Source organism: Candidatus Sulfurimonas marisnigri (assembly GCF_015265475.1).
Lineage (GTDB): Bacteria > Campylobacterota > Campylobacteria > Campylobacterales > Sulfurimonadaceae > Sulfurimonas > Sulfurimonas marisnigri.
Genome location: NZ_CP054493.1, coordinates 119,020 through 136,543 on the forward strand (window position 1 = coordinate 119,020; position 17,524 = coordinate 136,543).

Sequence of the window (17,524 nt, forward strand, 5' to 3'; positions counted from 1 at the left end):
ATATGGACGGTACAAAACGGGTAAATATTAGAAGCGGAATGAGTGTGGCAATTGTTCTTAAAGAGGACCAAGAGAGCGGACGTCTTACAGATGGTATTGTCCGTGATATTTTAACAAAATCTTCAACTCACCCTCATGGGATTAAAGTCCGTCTTATGAGTCGTGAAGTTGGAAGAGTAAAGGTAATACACTAATGAACAAAACAGATTTTTCAAACCTTCCTTTATCGAAAGAGATGCTTAATAACCTTAACGAAATAGGGTACACAGAGATGACTCCTGTTCAAGCGGAGAGTTTGCCTTTTATTTTAGAAGGGAGAGATGTGATTGCCCAAGCTAAAACAGGAAGCGGAAAAACAGCTGCTTTTGGGATTGGTTTGCTTCACAAACTTCAAGTAAAAAAGTTTAGAGTTCAGACTCTTATACTCTGTCCGACTCGAGAGCTAGCTGATCAGGTTGCAAAAGAGCTTCGTACATTGGCGAGATTTGCTCACAATGTAAAGATTTTAACATTATGTGGCGGAAGTGCTTTTGGACCGCAGCTTGGTTCACTTCGTCATGGCGCACACATAGTTGTAGGAACTCCTGGGAGAATTTTAAAGCATCTAAAAAAAGAGACACTTTCCCTTGAAAATATGGATACGCTTGTTCTTGATGAAGCTGACAGAATGTTAGACATGGGCTTTAGTGAAGAGATAAATGAAGTTTTAGGGTTTGCTCCAAAAGAGAAACAGACTCTTCTTTTTTCAGCTACTTATACAGATGAAATTATGAACATAAGTGCAACTTTACAAAAAGATGCTGTAAATGTTAAAACTATCTCTACAGAAATTGCAAACAGTATAGTTGAGAGATTTTATGAGGTTCAAAATTCTCAAAAACTAGATACTTTAGTAAATATTTTCAGCACTTTTAAACCTGAAAACGTTATAGTCTTTGCAAATACAAAAGTAGAAGTTCAAGAGATCGCAGAGACTCTGCAGAAAAAGAAAATTGATGCACTTGCAATTCACGGCGATTTAGAACAGTATGAGCGAAATGATGTGTTAGTTCAGTTTGCTAACAAAAGCTGTCCTGTGTTAGTAGCAACTGATGTAGCAGCAAGAGGACTTGATATAAAAGAGCTCTCAATGGTTGTAAACTATGATGTTCCTCATGGGGAAGAGACTTATACTCACCGTATTGGTCGAACAGGACGAGCTGGAAAAGAGGGCTTGGCTTTTACGCTCTTCACGGCGTATGAGGCAGACAAAGCATATGAGTATAAAAATGAGACTCGTCTTTTTGAGGATGCGGGTGAGCTAAAAGCTGCTGTTGGCTTTACAATGAAACCACCATATATAACACTTGTTATAGAGGGCGGTAAAAAAGACAAAGTTCGTGCCGGAGATTTACTGGGTGCTTTAACAGGAGACGCCGGACTTGATGGTAGCTCAATCGGTAAGATAGATATTTATGAGAGACAAAGCTACGTAGCAATTGAAAGTAAAAAAATAGACGAGGCTCATGATAAGCTGAAAAATGGAAAAATCAAAGGTAAAAAGTTTTCGGTTTGGATTCTCTAAAATATATAAATCACTACTCTGAAGATACAAAGAAGCAGGTGCATGAGCTAATTAAACAAGATAAGTTAACTCACCATCTTTTAAAAAAATATCCAAATTCACATGTTAAAAAAACAGACAAAGCACTCTTTTCCTATTTGAATGATTTAAAAAACACTCATATGAAAAAAGTAGCTCCTCTTAGCAAAGTTCTTTATGATGGGAAGATAAATGTTATTCACAACGCTTTGGGTACTCATCACTTTGTCTCCAGAGTGCAGGGTTCGAAGCTAAAATCTAAAAATGAGATTCGCATAGCTTCGATGTTTAAAAGTGTGCCTGAAGAGTTTTTACAAATGATAGCTGTTCATGAGTTAGCACATTTTAAAGAGAAAGAGCACAACAAGGCATTTTATAAACTGTGTGAGTATATGCAACCTAATTATCATCAGGTAGAGTTTGATTTAAGACTCTATTTAACGCAAATTGATATAAAAGGTAAAATAGAGGCGTGGTCCTAAGATTCTAGCTTTTCTATTTTTTGTTCATAATCTAGAGTTATCTCATCAAGCTCAGATTGCACAGTTTCTAAAAGCTCAAACTTCTCTTCTACTTCGCTCTCCTGCGTTGAGACAAGTTTTGAAAGATCAATAAGCTTAGAACTTTCACCGCTGTTTGAGACCTCAATGAGCTTTTTATGGTTAATATCCAAAAGCTCCTCTATCTTTATAATTTCGCTCTCTAGCTTTTTAACCTTTTTTTTCAAAGGCGATGTTATGGCATTTCTCTCACGAACAAGTTCAGCCTTTATTTTTTTGTTATCTTTGTTGTTCGCTTTTGGCTTTTGTTTTGCACTCTCTACGGCTTCCTCTTCTTCCCATCCTATTTTCTCTAAAAAGAGTTCGTAGCCGCCGTCAAAATACTCTGCACCATCTTTTGCAAAGATAATAAGTCTATCACAAACACGTCGAAGCAGCTCTTCTGAGTGAGTGACAATAATAACCGACCCTTTAAAGTTTTTAATTGCATTTGTCAGTGCCTCGATAGAGTCCATGTCTAAGTGGTTTGTAGGTTCATCAAGAAAGAGGAGGTTTACGTCACGAGCCAATATCTGCCCTAGCATTACACGGCTTTTCTCCCCGCCCGAGAGAAGTGAGATTTTTTTGTCTGCGGCATCTCCGCTAAACATCATTGCGCCGCTAATACTTCTTATCACCTGCGTTGAGAGCTTGGTATTTGCTGAGTGAATCTCATCCATGACCGTGCTCTCTGGGTGGAGACGGGAGATATTTGTTTGACCGAAATGGGCAAAAGTTGTGCTGGTGTGCATATTGATTTCGCCGTGAAGCTGTTTTAGCTCACCGGCAATCGTATTTAAAAGGGTAGATTTTCCCTTGCCATTTTTTCCGATAATTCCAAGACACTCACCTTTTTCAAGGGTAAAAGAGATGTCTTTAAAAAGAATGTTATCGGGCGTATAGCCAAAGCTCAGATTTTTTACATCAAGGAGAACTTTAGCAGGAGTCTCTTTAAAGTTAAAATCAAATTTCAAACTTGCATCAAATCCCAAGTCATCGAGTAGCTCCATCTTCTCCAATTGCTTTACTTTAGACTGGGCAAGCGCAGCTGTTGATGCACGTGCTTTATTACGAGCGATAAAATCTTCGAGCTCTTTTACTTTTTTATCCTGAGCTATTTTTTGTTTTTCATACAGCTCGTCGTTGGCTTGGAGTTGCTCGTAGTATTTGTGGGTGTCGCCGGGTATAACTCTTAGAGTCTTGCGTACTATCCCCATAGTGTGTGTAGTAACAGCATCCATAAAATTGCGGTCGTGTGTTATCAATATGACTTCACCCTCAAAAGCTCGTAAAAATGCTTTCAACCATCTCAAAGAGAGAATATCAAGGTAGTTGGTAGGCTCATCAAGGAGTAGCAGATTCGGCTCTGTTACTAGAAGCTTTGCGAGGTTTATCCGTATCTGAAATCCGCCCGAAAAAGAGAGAGGGTTTTTCTCTAAATCTTCCTGAATGAAACCTAGTCCGAACAGAATTTTCTCAACCCTGTAAACATCATACTTCATATCCTCTTCAAGCGCCAATGCAGCCTCTTCTCTTAGAGTACTCTCGCTAAACTCTAAATGCTGTTTAAGCGCACCTATTTTGTAACCCTTAGGTATTACAACCTCACCGCTGTCAGGGCTCTCTTCTCCTAATATAATTTTGAACAGTGTAGATTTTCCGCTGCCGTTTCGACCTACCAATCCAACTCTGTTGCCGGAGTTAAGTTTAAAGTTCAGGTTGCTGAAAAGCTCTTGAGAAGAGAAGCTTTTTGAGATATTGATTAGTTGTATCATAATGTTCTTTTGCTATTTAAAATTTTTTGTATTATATCAGGTTGTTTTTATAAACAAAGTATATTTGGTATTTGAAATTAATTAAGTTAAGTTTTCATATAATTCAATCCTTATTTTTATTTGTTAAGAAAATTATGATTAATAGGACAATTAATGAACACTTCAACTCTTCAAAATGTTGCACTCTCTAACTTATGGCAACTTGTTATTTTTGTAGCATCATTTGCTATAGAGACCTTTTTCCTCGGCTTTTCAATAGTTGTTGTTGCACTAACAGCAGTACATATTTCACTGGCACTCTATTTAAGGTCTCAGCTGATGATAGTAAAGAGTGCTATTGGTGAATTAAATAAAACAATCACGAAGGCATCTTTAGGCGACTTTGATGTTGCAGCACAAATCGTTGGTGAAGGCGAAATTAAAGAACTATCGACTGAGTTCAACTCACTTTTGGCACAATTTACGTTTTATATGAAAGAAACAATGAAAGCTATTGATGTAGCAGTAGACATAAATGCCTCTTATTATGCAAAAACTGACGGTTTAAATCCAGCTCTTGTTAATGCTGTAAAGTCTATAAATAAATCAGTTGTAGATATTGAAAAAAGTTATAAACTTCAAGTACGTGGTGAATTCACACAAAAACTTCATAGCTTAGGCGGTGGTTTGTCACAAAGTTTAAAAGTTATTCAAGATAGTATTTTGCGTAATCTAGAAGAAGTTAAAAAGATAACTGACATGTCCAAAGAGACATCAAATAAAGCAAGTAATAGTAGTAGTTCTATGGAGGATGTATCAGCCCTTTTTAGAGAGTTGATTGAAAAAATTGATTCATCCCATGACAGCATAGGGGCATTGACTGCACGTTCTAATGAGATTTCCACTATCGCCGACCTTATCAAAGATATTGCCGAGCAGACAAACCTGCTTGCACTAAATGCTGCTATTGAGGCTGCACGTGCAGGTGAGCATGGTCGAGGTTTCGCAGTAGTTGCTGATGAGGTCAGAAAGCTTGCAGAGCGAACTCAAAAAGCTACACAAGAGATATCTATTACTATTTCAACTCTTCAACAAGAGACACAAGAGATTCAATCAAATTCAGAGGAGATGTCAACAATTGCTCAAAATGCAACCAACAGTATAGATGATTTTTCTACTACATTGGATGGTTTTGAAGTTGATGCTAAAGAGTCCGCTGACTACACAGGATACATAGGTGGTTCACTGTTTATGGTACTTATAAAAATCGATCATATTTTATTTAAATCAAATGCTTATGCAACAATTGTTGCAGGCAATAGTGATGCAAAATTTGTTGATCACCATAATTGTCGCCTTGGAAAGTGGTACGAAAATGATGGTAAAAAACAGTATGGCAATACAAATGGTTACGCTCTGATTGATACTCCTCATTCTAAAGTTCATCAAAATGTACTAAAGAATATGGAGTTTGTTAAGCATGGTACGGCACTGAATCAAGTAAATGAAGATGCAATCATTAATAATTTTATAGAGATGGAAAAAGAGAGTGAAAAACTTTTTGGTATTCTTGATGGTATTGTTCATGAGTTAGACCCTTCTTTAAAATAGACTTTATTATTAGTTAGACATATAAGAGCGAGAAATATTTTCGCTCGTCTGCAACATACTTTAAATCCGCCTACTTCTGCATTGATAATTTAACCTTTGTATATGTTTTATCAAGAGAGTAAAATAAATTAGAGCAATTGCTCTTGACATTAAATATCTTTCTTAGCTATACTTTTAGAGTAATTACACTAATTAAATAAAAGGATAGAAAATGAAAGTATTAACTTCATTGGTAGTAGCAAGTATTGTAGGTGTTTCAGGTTTGTTCGGTTCAAGTTTTAATGTAGATCCGTCACACACAAATGTAGGCTTTAAAGTAAAACATATGATGATTTCAAATGTTAACGGTAAGTTTAATAATTTTGAGGGGACATTTTCTATAGACGACTCAACAAAGAAGTTCACAAAGCTTGATGGCATTGTAAAAGTTGCTTCTATAACAACAGAAAATGAAAATAGAGATAAACATTTAAAAAGTGCAGATTTTTTTGATGTTGAAAAATACCCCCAGATGAAACTAAAATTAGTGGAGCATAACGGCGATACTGCATTGGTTGAACTATCTATTAAAGATGTTACAAAAACAATCAAGATGGATGTTGAAGATATAAGCGGTATGGTTAAAGACCCATGGGGAAATGTTCGTACAGCTTTCGTTTTAGAGGGTAAAATAGATAGACAAGAGTTTAATATTAAGTTTAGTAAAGTAATTGAAACTGGTGCCCTTATGGTTGGAAATGAGGTTAAAATCATCATTGAAGCTGAGGGAATTTTAACTAAATAATATGTATAATAGCCCTCCTAAAGAGGGCTAAAAAAGGATTTTTTTGAAAATTATAAAAGCAGTTTTATTTGTATCGGCGCTAACAACACTCTTATACTCCAAATCACCATTTACCCTCACCGGCGTTAAATCTTACTATCCTGTGGTTGAGCTTCATAGCGATAGAATAGATAAAAAATATAAAAAAATTATTTTAGACTCGTTGATAGAGATGTCAAATGAGCTGGGTATTGAGACAAAAAACTTTTCTTCCCGCTCTTTAACTTTTTTAATAAACTATATAAGTGTCGGAGATATTCTTGCTTTAAAAGTATCTCTTGTTTTGGGCGAAGACGTAATGCGTTTAGATACAAAAGATGAAATTTTTGTTCTCGCATATGCAAAGAGTCGTATATTTGTTGTAGAAAATCTAGAAGAAGACTTGATGGATAACGTAGAAGAGTTGCTAGAAGAGTTTGCTGAACAATACAAAGAGGATCAGCTATGAAGAATCTAGTTTTACTATTACTATTTACAACAATATTATCTGCACAGGGGTATAGGGAGTTTGCTCAAAAAATGGGTTACGAAACATCATATGAGACAGCTGTGGAAAAAGCAAAAAAAGAGAATAAAAATATAATGTTTTTCATGATAACAAACTATTGCCCGTGGTGTAGTAAGATGGAAAAAAGAATACTTTCAAATTTAGATGTAGATAAAACTTTAAAAGCTAAGTTTGTACCTCTTATTTTAAATAAAGAAGAGAAGAAATTTCCAAAAAAGTTTGATGTTCCGGGTAGTCCAGTTACATATTTGATAGAACCAAAACAAGAAAAAGTTTACGATAAAAGACTTGGATATATGAATAAAAAAGAGTTTTTAAATTTTATAAAATAAGAGTGGATATGAGCACAAAAGAGAGAATTTTGCAGACGGCTTTAGAGCTGTTTAATAGTGGAAATACCCAAATGGCTACGACAAACCATATTGCAAAAGCCATGAATATTAGTCCAGGTAATCTGCATTATCACTATAAAAATAGAGAAGAAATTATAAGAGTTTTGTATAAGCAGATGAGGAGTAAAGCATCATTACCTATTGAAGAACTTCCAACTACTATTTTAGAGTTAAATAAGCATCTAAAAGATTTGTTGGAAATACTATGGGAGTATAGATTTTTTTATAAAGAGTTACTTTTTTTATTTTCACGTGACTCCGAACTAGAAAAGATGTGTGTTGAGGATAATTTAAAACATCGTCAAAGGATTATAAAGAGTATTGAGAATTTTATAAAAAATGGTGAATTAGAACTACACAACGGACAAAGTACGGGGTATGTTGCAGACTATGTTTTAATGACAGAGCAATTTTACTTCTCTTATTCAAAAACTTTAGGCAAAGAGATTGATAGAGATAGCGTTAGAGAGACTATAAACCATATCAATGGAGTTTTTAGACCTTATTTAACTAAAAAAGCTATTCAAAATCTCAAACTAGACTAAGCCCTATTTTCCCCTTTTCGCTATCTATCGATATTACCTCTATTTGAGGAAGGTACTGGTTTAGTGCAAGAATTTCAAGGGGGTGGGAAATTCTTTTTTCACTCATTTTGGATATATGAATCATCCCGTCATTCTTGAGTCCAATATCTACAAATGCACCAAAGTCAGCGATGTTTCGGACAACACCGGATACAAAACTCCCAACACTAAGCATAGCAATATCTGTAACGCCATCTTTAAAAGGAATAGGGGGCAAATCCTCCCTAGGGTCAAAACCAGGCTTATTTAGCTCTTTAATGATATCTTTTAATGTCTCTTCCCCTACATGTAGCTCCTGAGATTTTGTTTTTATATCTATCGAGCTTAACTCTAAAGCGCTCAATTTTTTTGCAATATCATAACTCTCAGGATGAATACCGCTGTTGTCAAATACACTTTTTCCATTTTTTATACGTACAAATCCTGCAGCTTGCTCATAGGCTTTTTTTCCGAGCCCTTTGACTTTTAAAAGTTGTTCTTTCGTTTTAAAGAGACCATTCTCCTCTCTAAAGGCAATTATATTTTGAGCAACTTTAGCGCCGACTCCGGCAACATAAGCAAGAAGAGAAGCCGAAGCTGAGTTTATGTCAACACCAACGCGGTTTACAAGGTCTTGGGTTACATCTGTTAGCTTTTTTTCCAAAAGTTTTTGGTCAACATCGTGTTGATACTGCCCTATCCCCAAAGATTTCGGGTCTATTTTAACTAGCGCTGCCATAGGGTCTTGCAATCTTCCGGCAATAGAGATAGCACCTCTAATTGTAACATCAAGGTTTGGGTACTCCTGAGCGGCTATTTTTGAAGCAGAGTAAACAGACGCACCAGCTTCAGAGACAACCGTGTAATTTAGTTTGGCATCTTCTTCTTTGTTTAAGCGGGCAAAAAACTCCTGTGTCTCACGAGAAGCTGTCCCGTTTCCAATAGCAACGCCTGTTATGTTATACTTTTTTGTTAGTGTTAGTACCTTGTTTTTAGAGTTCTCATAATCTTTTTTTGGCTCGGTAGGGTAGATTACAGCAGACTCTAGATAATTTCCGTTTTCATCAATAACAGCTAGTTTGCATCCACTCACAAAAGCGGGGTCAACTCCAAGAAGAACCCTTTTTGTGACCGGAGGTGTCATAAGAAGTTGGCTTAGATTCTTGCCAAAAGTATTAATTGCAGAAATATCAGCCTTCTCTTTTAGCTCTACATGTAGCTCTCTCTCAAGCGAGGGGAGGAGAAGTCTTTTCAGCCCATCTCTGTAAGCTTCAAACAGCAACTCTTTGGAGCTTGAGGCATGAGATGGGATTTTGTACCGTTTTATATTCTCTTCTATATGGCTTATGTCTGTGGTTATCTTTACCGAGAGCTCTTTTTCTTTTACCCCGCGCATAATTGCAAGGTAGCGATGGGAAGGGATATAAGCAACTTTTTCACCCTTTGCGTCTTTGTTTGCAAAATTCTTAAAAGTACCGTTCTCATCAAAACTCTTACTCTTTTTAACCTCTAAAATACCAAAACGGAGCATATTATTACGGATGGCTTCGCGCTCACGCGGCAAATCGGCATAACGCTCTGCTAAGATGTCTTGTGCACCTTTTACGGCTCCATCAACGGAGGAAACAACCCCTTTTATAAACTTTTTAGCTTCTTGTTTAAACTCAGAAGTAGTTAATCTGGCACTTTGCAAAGTATTGGCTAGAGGTGTTAAACCATTTGCCATAGCAGTTGTTGCCCGAGAACTTTTTTTCTCTTTAAAAGGTCGGTAAATATCTTCTAAAACTCTAAGAGTATCAGCCTCTTCTATGCTTTTTTTAATAGAGTCAGTTAAAGTTGCTCTCTCGGATATAAGTCTAGCAACTTCTTCTTTTCTCTCTAAAATTTTTTTACTACTTATGTAGATTGTCTCAAACTCACGAAGAACTTCATCATCTGCACCACCAGTCATCTCTTTTCTGTAGCGTGCAATGAAAGGGATAGTAGAACCCTCATCTAGAAGTTTTAAAATGTTTGCGATGTGCTCTTTTTTTAGTGGAGTTTTTTGTGTTAGTAACGTTATTAGATTTGTCATAAATGCAGCTTCTTTAATGATTGTATTTTTGAGAGATTTTATCTTATATTCACTTTGTTTTAAGTCTCTTATTTAGATATTAGTCGTTAAATACAAATTTAACAGTAATTTTAAGTTATAATCAATGTAATTTTTTTATGTTAAATTTAGATTGTTAAGGATTTTATCGTGAAGCAAACAGACCAGACTTTATTGGAACAGATGAGAATTACAGAATTTGAAATGGCAAATCGAAAAGAGTTGTTTTATCTTGAAGATGTTGATTTTAACCTTTTAAAAAAATGTAAAACTTTTATAGAGCCAAGAATGAATTCTCTAGTTGATGAATTTTATGAGATGCAGACATCGATTATAGAGATTGCACTGTTGATTGGTGATTCTGATACTCTATTTAGGCTTAAAAATGCACAGCATAAATATTTGCAAGATCTTTTTAGCGGAGTGTACGACCTTGAATATATTAATAATAGACTTAGAATCGGATTGGTGCACAAGCGTATTGGCGTTGAACCAAAGCTCTATCTCTCAGCAATAGGTACGCTAAAAAACCTCCTATTTAAAGTTATTAGAGAAGAGATGAAAGACTCACAAGAGCTAGTAGATACACTGTCATCACTGGATAAACTATTTTTATTTGATATAACTCTGGTCTTTGAGACATATATTAAAAGTTTGGTGGCAGAGATAGAATCTTCAAAAGAGAAGTCAGAACGGTATGCTTTAGCATTGGAAGAGACAGTAATGGAGCGTACGCATCAACTTGAGATTATGTCAACAACTGACGCTTTAACTGGTTTACTAAATGTAAGAAGTCTCTCAGAAACGCTTACAAAAATACTCAGGTCAGCTGAGCGTCGTTCTGAATTAGTAAGCATTGTTTACATTGACGTTAATGATTTTAAAATAGTAAATGACACAGACGGACATCAAAAAGGAGATGAAATTTTACGGGCAGTAGGTGATGCAATAAAAAAGGTATCTCGTATAGTGGATAACTGTTATCGTTACGGCGGTGATGAATTTTGCATAGTTTTACCAAATTGCTCTAAAGAAGAGGCGCATAATATTTATATGAACCGTCTTAGAACTGAGTTAAAGAAGAGTTTTAAAGATGTAACTTTAAGTATTGGTATTGTTGATGCAGGACCGACTGATTATTATGGAGCTCATACACTAATTCAAAAAGCTGATGAGCAGATGTATATTGATAAAAAAAAGCATAAGGAAAATAAGTCTAAATAAAAGACCTATTTAACACTTAGTATCTTTTTCCCTCACACTCCATGAGGTCTCTTTCACTAAGGTCTTCAACAAGGCTTTTAAAGTTTTTAAGAGCAAGCAGTTTTACATCTGCTCCCTTTAAACTTTTAAGCTCATTTGTAAAACCACTTTTTGAGATAACTACACAGATATCAGGGGTCATCTCTGCTAAAGCACATTGCTCTTTTAGTTTAGTAAGCTCAGATTTTTTCGCTTTTGAATTAGAATATTTGCATATACCGGCAACGACTTTGCCTGATTTTGTTTTTGCTAAGATATCTATTTCTGTATTTCTATCCCAATAACTTCCTATCTCAGTAATAGGGTCATCTTTGAAACTATTTTTCATAACTTCCTGTGCTAACTTCATAAAGACTAGCTCAGAAAACTCTTGTTCACGGTTAGCAAAACTCTCTTTTGCTTCTTTATAATCGCCATCTTTAATACTTTTAAAATATGGGGATACAAATGAGAACCAAAAGCGCATGAATGGCTTAGTAAAGTTTAGTTTTTCATCTACTCGTTCTTCTTCATTTGGAGGATTTTCAAGAGAGTACTCAGCTTCTAGCATACCTCTGTCAAACATCTTTTCCATAGCGTATTCGCCATCATTTCTAGAGATACGTCCTCTTTTTAGTGCAGAGTGAGTACGACGGTCACCAGTAGCAATACCGCTAAGTAGAGAGTGACTGTGCTTATCACTCTCTGTAAGCTGAGTAATGTCCGCATGAATGTAGCGGTAGTTGTTTAAAACCTTACTTATTATAATCTCAGGAAGAGGTTTCTCCATGTCAACACTCCAACTCATACCACCAAATACAGCAAAGTATTTTATAGCCTGCTCAAGGTCTTTAGGGTTGTTTTGAAAATAAAAAGAGCGAAACTGTTCTAAAATTGTAGGGTTTTTTTTGTACTTGTTGTATTTTGACATGTGAATGACCTTGGAGTTTGTTTTTGTAATTATACAGTAATAGAATGAAAGTGGGGTTTTTCTGATTTATGACATGTAATTAAGATATTTTCTTATTTAGTATGAATTTATTTTAGGCTGGATATAATAAATGAAAATAAAACTAACAAAAATTAATAAAGGATTTAAAAATGAATTATTATCTTTTTGGGTATGGATCTATCATGAGTCCAAAAAGTGCTTCACGTGGGATGAAAAAAGTTTTGCATAAAGATGATTTTATACATGTAGTTTTAAACGGATATATAAGAACATGGACGGCGGCAGAATTACTGTTTTTTGAGCAAACTCAAAAAGAGTCAACAGGGGTGTTCTTAAACCTTAGTGAGAAAGTGGACAAGAAAACCAACGGAGTACTGATACCTATCTCTGAAAAAGAACTAGAGCATATGAAAAAGAGAGAGAAGAATTACGACTGTGTAGATGTTACAAACAAAATAGAAACATCATTAGAAAATATTTCAGTTTTTACTTTTATCACACCCTTGGAGCGTCAGGCAAAAACAGGAATGCCAAATGCATATATACCTGCAAGATACCTTGATATTTTACAAGATTCTTTTGACACATGGGGTGAAGATTTCGAAAATAGTTATAAGAGCACGACAGAAGATATGAATTTTACATTAATGCAAGGGCCTTACAGGTTTGTTGATGCTCAACAGCAAGAACATGTTTGAGTATAATAATGAATACTAGTAATATAAAAAATATAGTAATACAAAGTTTTTCACTTCACAATTCTAAGCGTTCAGGCAAAAAAAATTTTGTATATAAATCAGAGACAGAACTTGAAATTTCTCTTTTAGAAGATGATGATTTTGAGACTTTTGAGAGAACACTTCTAGCACTACGCAAAAAAGGGAAACTGTACTATAAACTTTTAGAGTATTGGAGACATTTAATTGTAGTTATGGTTCCTGCCTTGGTTATTGCTATTGGCTTTGCCTCCGTTTCTATTTACGAGGACACTTTTAAACAGCTGCTCTTTTCATTTCCACAAACCTTTGGTTCAAAAGAGACAATAGCTGTCATTATATCATTGTTCACGGTAGGCATGATAGCTTTTCTTCCTGCTCTTATTGCTGGAGAAAATGGGCATTTTGAAGAAAAAGTTCGTTCCTGGTTTAATCATGAATATCGACTTACTAAAAGGCTTGAGTTTTTACTTAAAACACTCCTTCGCAGTAATAGTTCCATACATGTATACAATGTGGATATGTTTTGTGAAAAAAGCTGGATATGGACTGTGCTAATCCCTTCTGTTATTAAACAACCAAATTCGCTTATTCTACATGTACGTCATGATATGAAAAATGAATTTAGTAAAAAGTTAGAGCAAATTGCTAAAGAGAACTCATTATCTATAAATATAATATTTAAAGATGAAAAGATTTCTAAAGAGCCAATAAGAATAGAGATGCTTTTTAAAGACGAGCAGAGATTGCTGGGAATACTTTACTTTTGTTCATTGTATAATCTTCCTAAAGAGTGGAAAAAAGAAAAAGAGACAGAGCTATCTTCCATGGAACGGATATCTACTGTTTTTGCAGATTTTATTTTTGATATACTTGAAAAACAGGATAAATGGAAAAATAAAGTATCTTTTGAACATTTTTTGCAGCGATGCTCACAAGACTACGGTTTTTGTCAGTTTGAAGATGGAGAGTGGTATCTAAATAGATTGGAGCACAAACCTGCTTCATATGAGAATGATTATGTTACTTTATATAATTATCTTCATAGTCATCCTCATGAGATTTTGCATAAGCAAAGTGATGCAATAGGACTTATGATTATATATGCTATTTTACCATCAATGCGTCAAGTTTCATCTTATAAAAAACCATTGATTTCTCTGCTAATTGACAAGCTTTATAAGAATGAACAGTATTTTCTTGTTTCAAGGTATTGGCATAATATTGCAGGGAATATACCTGATATCAAAAAGCCTGCTCAAAGTTTTTCAGTTAATTCAACAACTTTATACAGAGAACTTAATGTAGAGAGTCTAGATGCATTAGAGACACTGTTTGAACGTGCAGGTATGTTTGACGAAGCACTTCTTCTGTCACAATTTTTATATAATTATGAACCATTTAAATACCATATAGGTATTGCCAGATTGTATGAGAGAAAAGGGGAATTTACAAAAGCAATAAAAGAACTTGAAAGTGCAGAATATTTAGATTTTTTTACTAAAGAGAGCCCTGTATATCTACAGTATCTTCAGTATCGTGCTTGGTTTATTGTTAGTGCTCGTGAAGAGGAAAAGAAAAAATGGGGTCAAAAAGCCCTTGAGGAGTTTGAATCAGTATTAAACTCTTCAAATATTGGCATACGGGATACAAAAATGCTTTGGCATCTTTATAACACTAAGGCTAATTATGCAGAGTGGGAAGGTGATTACATAAAAGCTATAGAGGCTTATGAAAAGTGTCTTCTTATGCCAGGTGTAGGCTATTATGAGTATGGAGGTACATTTGTAAATATGGGTATATCCTACCGTCTTTTAGCTGATAGTAAAAATATTGAAGAAGCAAAAGAAAAAGCGAAACTTAGTAAGATATACGGAGAAAAGGGAGTCAAGCTTAAACGTATGCTTGGTGATGAGGATGAACTTCCTATTGCATTGCATAATCAGGCTTTAAACAGGTTGACAGAATATATGCTATCTCCATCTGAACCACTATTGCAGGAGGTGTTGGATGAGACTAAAGAAGCTTGCAGTATTTTAGAAAAAAATGGTGCAAAAAAACGTTATGCTATGCTATTGTGTGAAAGATACATTGCTTATATCCTCTTAGGCAAAGATATTGAGGGAGATGAAGTTTTTAACAGGTTATTGGAATGGGTGCAAAATTCTAATTCATCAAAACAAGAGTGCAGAAATATATATAATACTTTCAACACTTACTTAAGTTTAAATCCAGATAAGCTTGCTTTTTTGGTTGAGATATAGAAATTGCAGTTAGTTCACGATTAGCACACATTTATTTAATACCATATGCAATCACTAAAAATAGTTAGTGTATAATCGTCTGATTAAAGCTAATAAGAAAGTTATGAAATGTTGAAATTTTTCACTATATTGCTCTCATCTTTATTGTTAATCTCTTTTTTGTATGCCAAAGAGAACTTTAGTGAAATGAGTACACAAGAGCTTATTTCTATAATGGGCTATGTGAAAAAAGAGAATGTTCAAGAGTTTAAAAAAGAGCTTCAATCAAGAGTCTCAAGTATGAGCCAATCAGAGAAAAAAACTTATGAAAAAAACATAAAAAAGATAAAATAACTAATATGAAAGCAAAAATACTTTTACTTGAAGATGATTTAACTCTTAGTGAAACTGTAGTTGAGTTTTTACAAGAGAATGACTATGAAGTGATAACTGCTTACGATGGTGAAGAAGCTTCGGAGCTTATTTATGAGCAACAGTTTGACCTTTTTTTACTTGATGTAAATGTTCCTCTTCTTAATGGGTTTGAGCTTTTAAAACAAAAGCGAGACGATGGCATTAAAACTCCTGCTATCTACATAACATCGCTAAACTCAATAGACTCTCTTGAAAATGGCTACAAAAGTGGTTGTGATGACTACATTAGAAAACCTTTTGTTTTAAAAGAGCTTCTCTTTAGAGTGGAAAGTATCTTAAAAAGAGGCTTTTTTCATGAGAGTAGTTCAAGGGTTAAAATAGATGTACATGTAGAGTATGATACAGAATCAAATCTGCTTTTTGTAGACTCTAAACATGTTGGGCTAAATACAAAAACATCTCAGCTTTTAAAACTATTTTTACAGAATCAAGAGGAAGTGATTTCACATGAGAGGATTTACGATGCTCTTTGGAGTTACGGCGAGACACCGAGTGAAAATGCTTTGAGAACATACATAAAAGATCTTAGAAAAATTATAGGAAAGGAAAAAATTGTTAGCATCAAAAAGCTTGGGTATAGATTTTCCCCGCAGTGAAAAACAGACTCTAGTTAGATTCTTAGCTCTGTATATTTTACTAACGGTTATTATAATATTGGTATTTTCTTTTATCTATTTTGAACTTCAAAAAGATTTGATGCTGCAAGAAAAAAAATCAACCCTGCAAAAGTATTCTAAGGAGCTTATAGAAGACCTCAAGCAACTACATGTATATTTTGATAAAACACAAATCTATCCAAGAAGCGACAAGTTTGATTCTGCAATTTTTGATAATGAAAAAAAGCTGATTTTTTCAACGAATGATACTAAATTAAGATTAGATAAGATTTTATATCTTGAAAGTGGAGTGATTCACTTAGTCAACATTCCTGAGTCTTACTATCTTGGCGCTAGATATATTATAGTCAAAGTAAAAGATGATGAGGTCTGGCTAGAGCAAACCAAAAAAGAGATTATAACTTTTGGAGCTATAACATTTTTGTTTATGTTAGTTATTGGCTATATCTTGCTTAGGCTGTTTTTGAAACCAATGCGTGATGCAATCACTCTTCTTGATGAGTTTATAAAAGATACCACCCATGAGTTAAATACACCTGTTAGTACTATAGTCGCGAATATAGAGATGATAGATAAGTCGTCTCTTGATGAGAAGCTGTTAAAAAAGATAAATAGAATAGACATAGGTGCAAAAACAGTATCAAATATTTACCAAGATTTAACCTATCTAACACTTGGTAATGAGATAGCCTCCAATAATGAAGATATAGATATAGAGCAGTTAGTCCTAGAGAGGGTAGAGTACTTCACTTCACTTGCCCTTGCTAAAAAAATAAAAATCTGTACAAATATTAGAGAGAGAACATTTCTACATGTAGATAAGTTTAAAATCTCAAAACTTTTAGATAACTTGCTATCAAATGCGATAAAGTACAATAAAGTTGGTGGAGAGATTATAGTCACTGTAGAGAGTAGAGTCTTTAGTGTAGAGGATTCTGGCATTGGTATAGCAGAGGAGGACATCTCAGAAATCCAAGGGAGATACAAAAGGTTTAACAAAAGTAGCGGTGGGTTTGGAATAGGTCTTAGTATAGTATCTGCAATCGCTAAAGAGTATAACCTGAAAATTGATATAACTTCCAAAGAGAGAGTTGGAACAAAAGTGAGTGTCTCATGGTAAAAAAAACAGTTTTAATTCTTAGTCTTATGTTTTGTATTGCAAACGCAGATGTATATAAAAACAATTGTGTAAAGTGTCATGAGCAACTCCCTATAAGCATAGATAAATATTTTTATAAATACTTACTTATATATAGTAGCGAGACAGATATGAAAAATGCGATTATTAGTTACTTGAAATATCCAGCAAAAGAGACCACTGTTATGTCAGATGCATTTGTAATTAAGTTTGGTATAAAGAAAAAAACTAAACTTAGTGAAGCTGAACTAAAAGAAGCTGTTGATGTTTACTGGCAAAAGTATAAAGTCTTTGGAAAGTTAAAATAGTAAATATCT

The 17,524-nt window shown here is 34.5% G+C and carries 18 protein-coding genes and 1 pseudogene; 16 read left to right on the top strand and 3 right to left on the bottom strand.

Features of this window, described 5'->3' with window-relative positions; all coding sequences use genetic code 11:
• The first annotated feature begins 2 nt into the window (after positions 1–2).
• From HUE87_RS00605 to HUE87_RS00615, 3 genes are read left to right on the top strand one after another with little or no spacing between them, the layout of a single operon-like run.
• A complete protein-coding gene (locus tag HUE87_RS00605) occupies positions 3–194 on the top strand; it encodes a YwbE family protein (RefSeq protein ID WP_194366827.1) in 192 nt (63 codons plus the stop codon).
• Positions 194–1,564 carry an ATP-dependent RNA helicase DbpA gene (dbpA, locus tag HUE87_RS00610; protein ID WP_194366828.1) on the top strand — a complete coding sequence of 457 codons (1,371 nt, stop codon included), beginning with the start codon at positions 194–196 and terminating at the stop codon, positions 1,562–1,564. Before HUE87_RS00605 ends, dbpA begins: the two co-directional genes overlap by 1 nt.
• Positions 1,552–2,064 (top strand): YgjP-like metallopeptidase domain-containing protein, encoded by a 513-nt coding sequence (locus HUE87_RS00615; protein WP_194366829.1) that lies wholly within the window; start codon positions 1,552–1,554, stop codon positions 2,062–2,064. Before dbpA ends, HUE87_RS00615 begins: the two co-directional genes overlap by 13 nt.
• Here HUE87_RS00615 and HUE87_RS00620 read toward each other — a convergent pair.
• Entirely contained in the window at positions 2,061–3,896 is a 1,836-nt protein-coding gene (locus tag HUE87_RS00620; RefSeq protein ID WP_194366830.1) for an ABC-F family ATP-binding cassette domain-containing protein, read from the bottom strand. The two genes, HUE87_RS00615 and HUE87_RS00620, sit on opposite strands and share 4 nt — an antisense overlap.
• Positions 3,897–4,679: 783 nt before the next feature.
• Here HUE87_RS00620 and HUE87_RS12890 point away from each other — a divergent pair.
• The 6 genes and pseudogenes from HUE87_RS12890 to HUE87_RS00645 form a co-directional block, all read left to right on the top strand.
• Positions 4,680–5,003 (top strand): annotated as a pseudogene (locus HUE87_RS12890) (methyl-accepting chemotaxis protein); the annotation flags it as partial.
• 123 nt (positions 5,004–5,126) lie between these two features.
• Entirely contained in the window at positions 5,127–5,486 is a 360-nt protein-coding gene (locus tag HUE87_RS12895) for a CZB domain-containing protein (RefSeq protein WP_229855298.1), read from the top strand.
• Positions 5,487–5,697: 211 nt separating this feature from the next.
• Positions 5,698–6,270 carry a YceI family protein gene (locus HUE87_RS00630; RefSeq protein WP_194366832.1) on the top strand — a complete coding sequence of 191 codons (573 nt, stop codon included), beginning with the start codon at positions 5,698–5,700 and terminating at the stop codon, positions 6,268–6,270.
• Positions 6,271–6,313: 43 nt separating this feature from the next.
• On the top strand, positions 6,314–6,757 hold the full coding sequence (locus HUE87_RS00635; RefSeq protein ID WP_194366833.1) for a hypothetical protein: 444 nt from the start codon (positions 6,314–6,316) through the stop codon (positions 6,755–6,757).
• Positions 6,754–7,149 (top strand): thioredoxin fold domain-containing protein, encoded by a 396-nt coding sequence (locus HUE87_RS00640; protein ID WP_194366834.1) that lies wholly within the window; start codon positions 6,754–6,756, stop codon positions 7,147–7,149. Before HUE87_RS00635 ends, HUE87_RS00640 begins: the two co-directional genes overlap by 4 nt.
• 8 nt (positions 7,150–7,157) lie before the next feature.
• Positions 7,158–7,754 (top strand): TetR/AcrR family transcriptional regulator, encoded by a 597-nt coding sequence (locus HUE87_RS00645; RefSeq protein WP_194366835.1) that lies wholly within the window; start codon positions 7,158–7,160, stop codon positions 7,752–7,754.
• On the opposite strand, the gene HUE87_RS00650 is transcribed toward HUE87_RS00645, so the two are convergent.
• Positions 7,741–9,846 (bottom strand): helix-hairpin-helix domain-containing protein, encoded by a 2,106-nt coding sequence (locus HUE87_RS00650; protein ID WP_194366836.1) that lies wholly within the window; start codon positions 9,844–9,846, stop codon positions 7,741–7,743. The genes HUE87_RS00645 and HUE87_RS00650 overlap by 14 nt on opposite strands.
• Positions 9,847–10,014: 168 nt before the next feature.
• Here HUE87_RS00650 and HUE87_RS00655 point away from each other — a divergent pair, with 168 nt between their 5' ends.
• Positions 10,015–11,088 (top strand): diguanylate cyclase domain-containing protein, encoded by a 1,074-nt coding sequence (locus HUE87_RS00655; RefSeq protein ID WP_194366837.1) that lies wholly within the window; start codon positions 10,015–10,017, stop codon positions 11,086–11,088.
• Positions 11,089–11,104: 16 nt separating this feature from the next.
• Here the strand turns inward: HUE87_RS00655 and HUE87_RS00660 are convergent, their stop codons facing one another.
• Entirely contained in the window at positions 11,105–12,037 is a 933-nt protein-coding gene (locus HUE87_RS00660; protein ID WP_194366838.1) for a DUF234 domain-containing protein, read from the bottom strand.
• 170 nt (positions 12,038–12,207) lie between these two features.
• On the opposite strand from HUE87_RS00660, the gene HUE87_RS00665 reads away from it, so the two are divergent.
• From HUE87_RS00665 to HUE87_RS00690, 6 genes are all read left to right on the top strand, one after another.
• Positions 12,208–12,756, top strand: coding sequence for a hypothetical protein (locus HUE87_RS00665; RefSeq protein ID WP_194366839.1), 549 nt, complete (start codon positions 12,208–12,210; stop codon positions 12,754–12,756).
• An 8-nt stretch (positions 12,757–12,764) separates the two neighbouring features.
• A complete protein-coding gene (locus HUE87_RS00670; protein ID WP_194366840.1) occupies positions 12,765–15,038 on the top strand; it encodes a tetratricopeptide repeat protein in 2,274 nt (757 codons plus the stop codon).
• A gap of 108 nt (positions 15,039–15,146) precedes the next feature.
• On the top strand, positions 15,147–15,371 hold the full coding sequence (locus HUE87_RS00675; RefSeq protein WP_194366841.1) for a DUF1104 domain-containing protein: 225 nt from the start codon (positions 15,147–15,149) through the stop codon (positions 15,369–15,371).
• A gap of 5 nt (positions 15,372–15,376) precedes the next feature.
• Positions 15,377–16,048, top strand: a complete 672-nt coding sequence (locus HUE87_RS00680; protein WP_194366842.1) for a response regulator transcription factor — start codon at positions 15,377–15,379, stop codon at positions 16,046–16,048.
• Positions 16,005–17,189, top strand: coding sequence for a sensor histidine kinase (locus HUE87_RS00685; RefSeq protein ID WP_194366843.1), 1,185 nt, complete (start codon positions 16,005–16,007; stop codon positions 17,187–17,189). Before HUE87_RS00680 ends, HUE87_RS00685 begins: the two co-directional genes overlap by 44 nt.
• Positions 17,183–17,515: a hypothetical protein gene (locus HUE87_RS00690; protein ID WP_194366844.1), complete on the top strand. Its 333-nt coding sequence runs from the start codon at positions 17,183–17,185 to the stop codon at positions 17,513–17,515. The genes HUE87_RS00685 and HUE87_RS00690 overlap by 7 nt, the downstream gene beginning before the upstream one ends.
• Positions 17,516–17,524 lie beyond the last annotated feature (9 nt).

Excerpts from the sequence above, each read along its gene's own strand:
- HUE87_RS00605 (WP_194366827.1), top strand. The coding sequence starts at position 3 with ATGGACGGTACAAAACGGGTAAATATTAGAAGCGGAATGAGTGTGGCA.
- dbpA (WP_194366828.1), top strand. The coding sequence starts at position 194 with ATGAACAAAACAGATTTTTCAAACCTTCCTTTATCGAAAGAGATGCTT.
- HUE87_RS00620 (WP_194366830.1), bottom strand. The coding sequence starts at position 3,896 with ATGATACAACTAATCAATATCTCAAAAAGCTTCTCTTCTCAAGAGCTT.
- HUE87_RS12895 (WP_229855298.1), top strand. The coding sequence starts at position 5,127 with ATGGTACTTATAAAAATCGATCATATTTTATTTAAATCAAATGCTTAT.
- HUE87_RS00630 (WP_194366832.1), top strand. The coding sequence starts at position 5,698 with ATGAAAGTATTAACTTCATTGGTAGTAGCAAGTATTGTAGGTGTTTCA.
- HUE87_RS00640 (WP_194366834.1), top strand. The coding sequence starts at position 6,754 with ATGAAGAATCTAGTTTTACTATTACTATTTACAACAATATTATCTGCA.
- HUE87_RS00645 (WP_194366835.1), top strand. The coding sequence starts at position 7,158 with ATGAGCACAAAAGAGAGAATTTTGCAGACGGCTTTAGAGCTGTTTAAT.
- HUE87_RS00650 (WP_194366836.1), bottom strand. The coding sequence starts at position 9,846 with ATGACAAATCTAATAACGTTACTAACACAAAAAACTCCACTAAAAAAA.
- HUE87_RS00660 (WP_194366838.1), bottom strand. The coding sequence starts at position 12,037 with ATGTCAAAATACAACAAGTACAAAAAAAACCCTACAATTTTAGAACAG.
- HUE87_RS00665 (WP_194366839.1), top strand. The coding sequence starts at position 12,208 with ATGAATTATTATCTTTTTGGGTATGGATCTATCATGAGTCCAAAAAGT.
- HUE87_RS00670 (WP_194366840.1), top strand. The coding sequence starts at position 12,765 with ATGAATACTAGTAATATAAAAAATATAGTAATACAAAGTTTTTCACTT.
- HUE87_RS00675 (WP_194366841.1), top strand. The coding sequence starts at position 15,147 with ATGTTGAAATTTTTCACTATATTGCTCTCATCTTTATTGTTAATCTCT.
- HUE87_RS00680 (WP_194366842.1), top strand. The coding sequence starts at position 15,377 with ATGAAAGCAAAAATACTTTTACTTGAAGATGATTTAACTCTTAGTGAA.
- HUE87_RS00690 (WP_194366844.1), top strand. The coding sequence starts at position 17,183 with ATGGTAAAAAAAACAGTTTTAATTCTTAGTCTTATGTTTTGTATTGCA.